6 protein-coding genes are annotated in these 4,930 nt (G+C 39.6%); 3 read left to right on the top strand and 3 right to left on the bottom strand.

Translation table 11 applies throughout. The features are described from left to right. The 3 genes from ABI367_RS14315 to ABI367_RS14305 form a co-directional block, all read right to left on the bottom strand. Positions 1 to 338: hypothetical protein (locus ABI367_RS14315; RefSeq protein ID WP_462227578.1), on the bottom strand; the 338-nt coding region annotated here is incomplete at its 3' end. A 245-nt stretch (positions 339 to 583) separates the two neighbouring features. Then, a complete protein-coding gene (locus tag ABI367_RS14310; RefSeq protein WP_462227577.1) occupies positions 584 to 1,489 on the bottom strand; it encodes a 1-aminocyclopropane-1-carboxylate deaminase/D-cysteine desulfhydrase in 906 nt (301 codons plus the stop codon). Between the two features lie 8 nt (positions 1,490 to 1,497). Then, positions 1,498 to 2,592: a DUF6588 family protein gene (locus tag ABI367_RS14305; RefSeq protein ID WP_462227576.1), complete on the bottom strand. Its 1,095-nt coding sequence runs from the start codon at positions 2,590 to 2,592 to the stop codon at positions 1,498 to 1,500. 120 nt (positions 2,593 to 2,712) lie between these two features. Here ABI367_RS14305 and ABI367_RS14300 point away from each other — a divergent pair, with 120 nt between their 5' ends. From ABI367_RS14300 to ABI367_RS14290, 3 genes are all read left to right on the top strand, one after another. Continuing rightward, positions 2,713 to 3,768 carry an RluA family pseudouridine synthase gene (locus ABI367_RS14300; RefSeq protein WP_462227575.1) on the top strand — a complete coding sequence of 352 codons (1,056 nt, stop codon included), beginning with the start codon at positions 2,713 to 2,715 and terminating at the stop codon, positions 3,766 to 3,768. Between the two features lie 6 nt (positions 3,769 to 3,774). Beyond that, positions 3,775 to 4,611: an aminotransferase class IV gene (locus ABI367_RS14295; protein WP_462227574.1), complete on the top strand. Its 837-nt coding sequence runs from the start codon at positions 3,775 to 3,777 to the stop codon at positions 4,609 to 4,611. An 83-nt stretch (positions 4,612 to 4,694) separates the two neighbouring features. Next, positions 4,695 to 4,930: hypothetical protein (locus tag ABI367_RS14290; protein WP_462227572.1), on the top strand; the 236-nt coding region annotated here is incomplete at its 3' end.

The raw sequence follows: 4,930 nt of genomic DNA, 5'->3' as shown, positions 1-4,930 counted from the left end.
GAGTTAAAGTTATCCTTGCAAATGCCTGCTATGGCTGCTATCGATTGCGGGACATCAAAAAAATTGGTGGTTAATAACTGGTTTAATACTTTGGTAGCACCCGGTTTTTTACGGCTTGATGAAAGGGCATTGTTATCATCATCACTATCTGCTCTTTTACGTCCCTTTTTGGTAAAAAGATCGGGCCCATTACCTTCAATCTCCCCTTTGTCCGACTCGGATAATGCTTCAAAAATTTTATCTATGATTTTTACCTGAACCGCTTCTGATTTAAATGAATTTACGATCTCTGAAATTTCCAGAAGTTGTTTTTTTAGTTTGTCAATATGTTTGCTCATGGTAACAATTGCTCCAGTTATAAAAAGACGCCTTATTGGGATAAGGCCCGTAATAAAATGTTAGATCAATTAGGAGAGAACGAGGCAAACATACGATTATCACATATATATATTAAAATACTTAAGTATTTAATAATAGTTGTAGCAATAATATTACAATTTTAATAATTATAGGTTTAGTGTTGTTTTATTGAAATAACAATTTGCTAATGTTTCAATAATTTTAGCTAAAAGTAAAGCTATTATTAACTGTTATTAACACCCCGAAATTTATCCTTCATCCCCAATAAGCCCCATATACCGCCGCTATGTATGGCTAAAATTTGGCTGCCCGGTTTAAAGTAGTTTTTTGCGGCCATATCATATACGGCATATAACATTTTACCGGTGTAAACGGGCTCAATTAATATGCCCGTGGTTGCAATAAATTGTTTTATAAATGCTATTAATGCGTCAGTGGTTTTTCCGTAACCGCCAAAATCATAACCGGTATGTAGTTGATAGTTTGCAGGGTGCTGCAACAGATTATTTATTTCATCAGCTATAAAGCCGCCATTTTTAAAAACAGGAATGGCGTTAAACTGTGTAGTTAACCCATGTTGTTGTAACCCGTTAATAATACCCGCAGCCGTAGTGCCTGTACCACACGCGCAAAAAATATGATCATAGGGTTGCTTTAATTCGTTTACCAGTTCGCTACAGCCCTTGGCACCTTCGGTACCTGCGCCGCCCTCATCTATAAAAAAAGCGTCCGGGTTATTGGCAAAGTATTTATTAAATAAAGCGGGTTTATCACGATAGCTTTCGCGGTCTGCAAACAAAAGGTTCATGCCATGCAGGCGGCATAAAAAAAGGGTATCATTATCAACGGGTTCGCCACGCACAATACCCGTGCATTTAAAGCCAAATTTTGCCGCCGCCGCCGCAGTTGCCAGTAAATGGTTGGAGTAAGCGCCGCCAAATGTTACCAAATGGTTCTTATTTTCGGCTGCTGCTTTTTTGAGTATATATTTTAGCTTTCGCCATTTATTGCCCGATATAATGGGGTGTATCAGGTCATCGCGTTTTATAAAAACTTTTAAGCCCTGCTCATCAAATAATTTATCATTAATTTGATGAACAGGGCTAAAAATTTCTAGATCTATATCCATTAAGCCAATTAGAAGCCTAAGCCAATACCCGCATTGGCCGAATTGTAACCACCGCCAACACTGTATGAAGCATAAATACGTAATAGTAATAAATTCATCTGGAAACCAACATCGCCACGTAGGCCACTTATGCTTGTGCCAGTGATATGAATAGGATCTTTATAGGTTGTATAGTATTGTGTTCCGGCAATTTTATCAGAAGTAATAGGGAAATTACCATAAACACCCAAATCCTGGTTAGCAGTTTGATAACCAACCGATGCAAAAGGAGTAAAGAATAATAATTTTTTGGAAATGATAGCCTGGAAGTTTAGCCCGCTAAAGGTAGCATTGATGTGCTGGTTACTAAAGTCGGTTGATTGTGATGGATTAGCTGGCTGCGCGCCGGCATCAGGCGTAACACTTAACGGTTTATTATAAGTAATACGATTGTAATTTACTGCTATAGCCAGGTCAAATGGTTTTGGTACACCTTTCTTAGCGAAATCTTGTACAATGTTATGTTTAAAACCAAAGCCAAACATGCCTATAGATCCGGCATCACTGCCCAGGTTAATAGTGGGTGTGGTACGTATGGTAACATCCGTATTTTTAATAAGGCCTACGGTTACCTGTACGTTAGGTGCGGGGATGTACTCAATTACACCTTTGGGCATATCAAAAGTGGTTACAATTTGGGTATGGGCATCGTTCCAGATATCCAGTTTAGGGGTAGGCGCGTTTTTATCGCCACCAAAGGTTTGGGCTATTTTTGTTGGTGATGAAGCGTCGGGTGTTACGTGGTTTGATAAGCCTATTTGGGTAACATCAAAGCTTTTATCTGATGTGGGCACCTGAGCTACATTAGCTGTTATGCGAATATCAAAATGTAAAAATTTCTTGGTTTGTGCGGTATTGTTCCATCCGCTGTTTAAACCTACACCAAAACCTTTAAATAAAGGGTTTGCAAACGCCTGGAAAAGTTTGGTAGCATCGCCGGGGGTTGATTTGATCAGTTGGTCAAAACCTGAATTATCGCTGCTACTACTACTGCTTTGAGCACTAACCTGGAGCGCCACAGTTAATAAAATTACTAAAGTAATTAGGGAGTAAAGTTTTTTCATGTTGTGAGTTTAGAGTTTAACAGCATAAAAGTACTATATATTAATTATATATCAATATTCAGGTATAATAACGCCAATATTATCAGCACAATAGCCTAAAAAACGATTACTTTTGCAATAATGACACAGGATGCCGAATTTTTTGAAGCCGACGAACAGGATCTATATGAACATTTACGTATAATAGTTGATAAGGGTCAGTCATTATTACGTATTGATAAGTTTTTAATGCATCGCGTTGAAAACGCATCGCGTAACCGCATACAAAACGCTATTGAGTTAGAGAATGTACTGGTAAATGATAAGGCGGTTAAATCAAGCTATAGGGTAAAACCGCTTGATGTTATCTCGGTTGTTTTGCCGCATCCGCCACGCGATACCGAAGTTTATCCCGAAAACCTGCCGATTGATATTGTTTATGAAGATGATGATGTGTTGGTGGTAAACAAAGCTGCCGGCATGGTGGTGCATCCGGGCTATAATAATTATACAGGTACGCTGGTTAACGCGCTGGTTTACCATTTTCAGCAACTACCCACATTGCCCGGGAATGACGGGCGCCCCGGGTTGGTGCATCGTATTGATAAGGATACGTCGGGCTTATTGCTAATAAGCAAGAACGAGCGATCTATGAGCTGGCTGGCTAAACAGTTTTTTGAACATACCATAACCCGTAAATATATTGCATTGGTTTGGGGCGATTTGGAGCAGGATGGTACCGTAACAGGTTATATAGGCCGCAGTGTTAACGACAGGCGTGTAATGGCTATATACGATGACCCCGAAAAAGGAAAATGGTCTGTAACGCATTACAAGGTTTTGGAGCGGCTGGGTTATGTTACGCTGATAGAGTGCCAGCTGGAAACAGGGCGCACCCACCAGATACGCGCGCACATGAAGCATATAGGTCATCCGCTATTTAGCGACGCCACTTATGGTGGTGATAAAATTTTAAAGGGTACGGTATTCAGCAAATATAAGCAGTTTATAGAGAACTGTTTTGAGATAATGCCCCGCCAGGCATTGCATGCCCAAACGCTGGGCTTTTTGCATCCAACCCTTAAAAAAAATATAGTGTTTGAAGCGCCTTTACCACAAGATTTTGCAACAGTTTTGCAAAAATGGCGCAAATATGTTGGTGCAACTGCCGGACAAAATGGTGAAATTAGCGTTTAATAAAACATGGCACTAAACTTCATAAATTTTAACGGACAAATACTACCTGCGGATAGTAAGCTGCTTACTATACAAAACCGCTCGTTCAGGTATGGCGATGGACTGTTTGAAAGTATGCGACTACTAAAAGGTAAACTCAAGTTTGCCGAACTGCATGCCGATAGGCTTCAACGCGGTATGAAGGCCCTTAAAATTGATGGTTACTCGCAAATGGATGCCTGGTTTTTGAAAGATATTACCGAGCAGTTGGCTATACGTAATAAAACTAAGCACGGGCGGTTGCGCCTAACTGTATACCGCGATGGCGAAGGTTTATACACGCCCAGCGCCAGCAAAATGGGCTATTGTTTAGAAATTATACCTGCTGATGAACCCCGTTACTTTTTAAACGAAAAAGGGTTGATAGTTGATATTTTTACCGACTTACCCAAAGCCTGTAACTTCTTATCAAATATAAAAACCTGTAACTCGCTTACGTATGTAATGGCAGGTTTATACAAACAGCAAAACAACCTGGATGAAGTATTTTTACTGAACCAAAACGGTTTTTTATGCGAAGCCGGCAGCGCTAACGTATTTGTGTATTATCAAAGCCATTTATACACCCCTGCATTAAGCGAAGGCTGCGTAGAAGGCGTAATGAGGCAGGTAGTGATGGATCTGGCTAAAAAAATAAATATACCCGTTATTGAAGCTCAGATAAACCCCGAGATATTATATGAGGCTGAAGAGGTTTTTATAACCAATGCCAGCCGTGGCATACAATGCGTAATGGGCTATGGCGTAAGGCGCTACTTTAATAAAATAAGTAAGCTGCTGATGGACGAGTTGAATAAGGAGTAGTTGATTGTTTTATCATTGTTGTTTTTTTGTAATACATTTGATATAACCATATTACATACCATAAACCTCAATATAAATCAACGATGAAATTAAAACTACTCTGTCTGGTTAGCACATTTCTGCTAATTAGTATTAATGTATTTTCACAGGAACTTACCAATAAATGGACCTCGTTATTAACCAAAGACGGGAGGTATTTTGAAACCTATATAGGCATCCCACATACCAGCCTTACCAGTTTGCCGGGTGTGGAGAAAGGTAATGGAACAGATAAAGGAACACCACTGGGTTTAAATAATGATCCTTTACATGTGTTTAC

Source organism: Mucilaginibacter sp. (assembly GCF_039935595.1).
In the GTDB taxonomy this organism is placed as follows: domain Bacteria; phylum Bacteroidota; class Bacteroidia; order Sphingobacteriales; family Sphingobacteriaceae; genus Mucilaginibacter.
The sequence above is the reverse complement of the archived record's forward strand: the minus strand, read 5'-3'. Positions and strand labels throughout refer to the sequence as shown.

What these genes read in the sequence shown, in the direction of transcription:
- ABI367_RS14295 (WP_462227574.1), top strand. Translation starts at nt 3,775, where the DNA reads ATGGCACTAAACTTCATAAATTTTAACGGACAAATACTACCTGCGGAT.
- ABI367_RS14300 (WP_462227575.1), top strand. Translation starts at nt 2,713, where the DNA reads ATGACACAGGATGCCGAATTTTTTGAAGCCGACGAACAGGATCTATAT.
- ABI367_RS14310 (WP_462227577.1), bottom strand. Translation starts at nt 1,489, where the DNA reads ATGGATATAGATCTAGAAATTTTTAGCCCTGTTCATCAAATTAATGAT.
- ABI367_RS14305 (WP_462227576.1), bottom strand. Translation starts at nt 2,592, where the DNA reads ATGAAAAAACTTTACTCCCTAATTACTTTAGTAATTTTATTAACTGTG.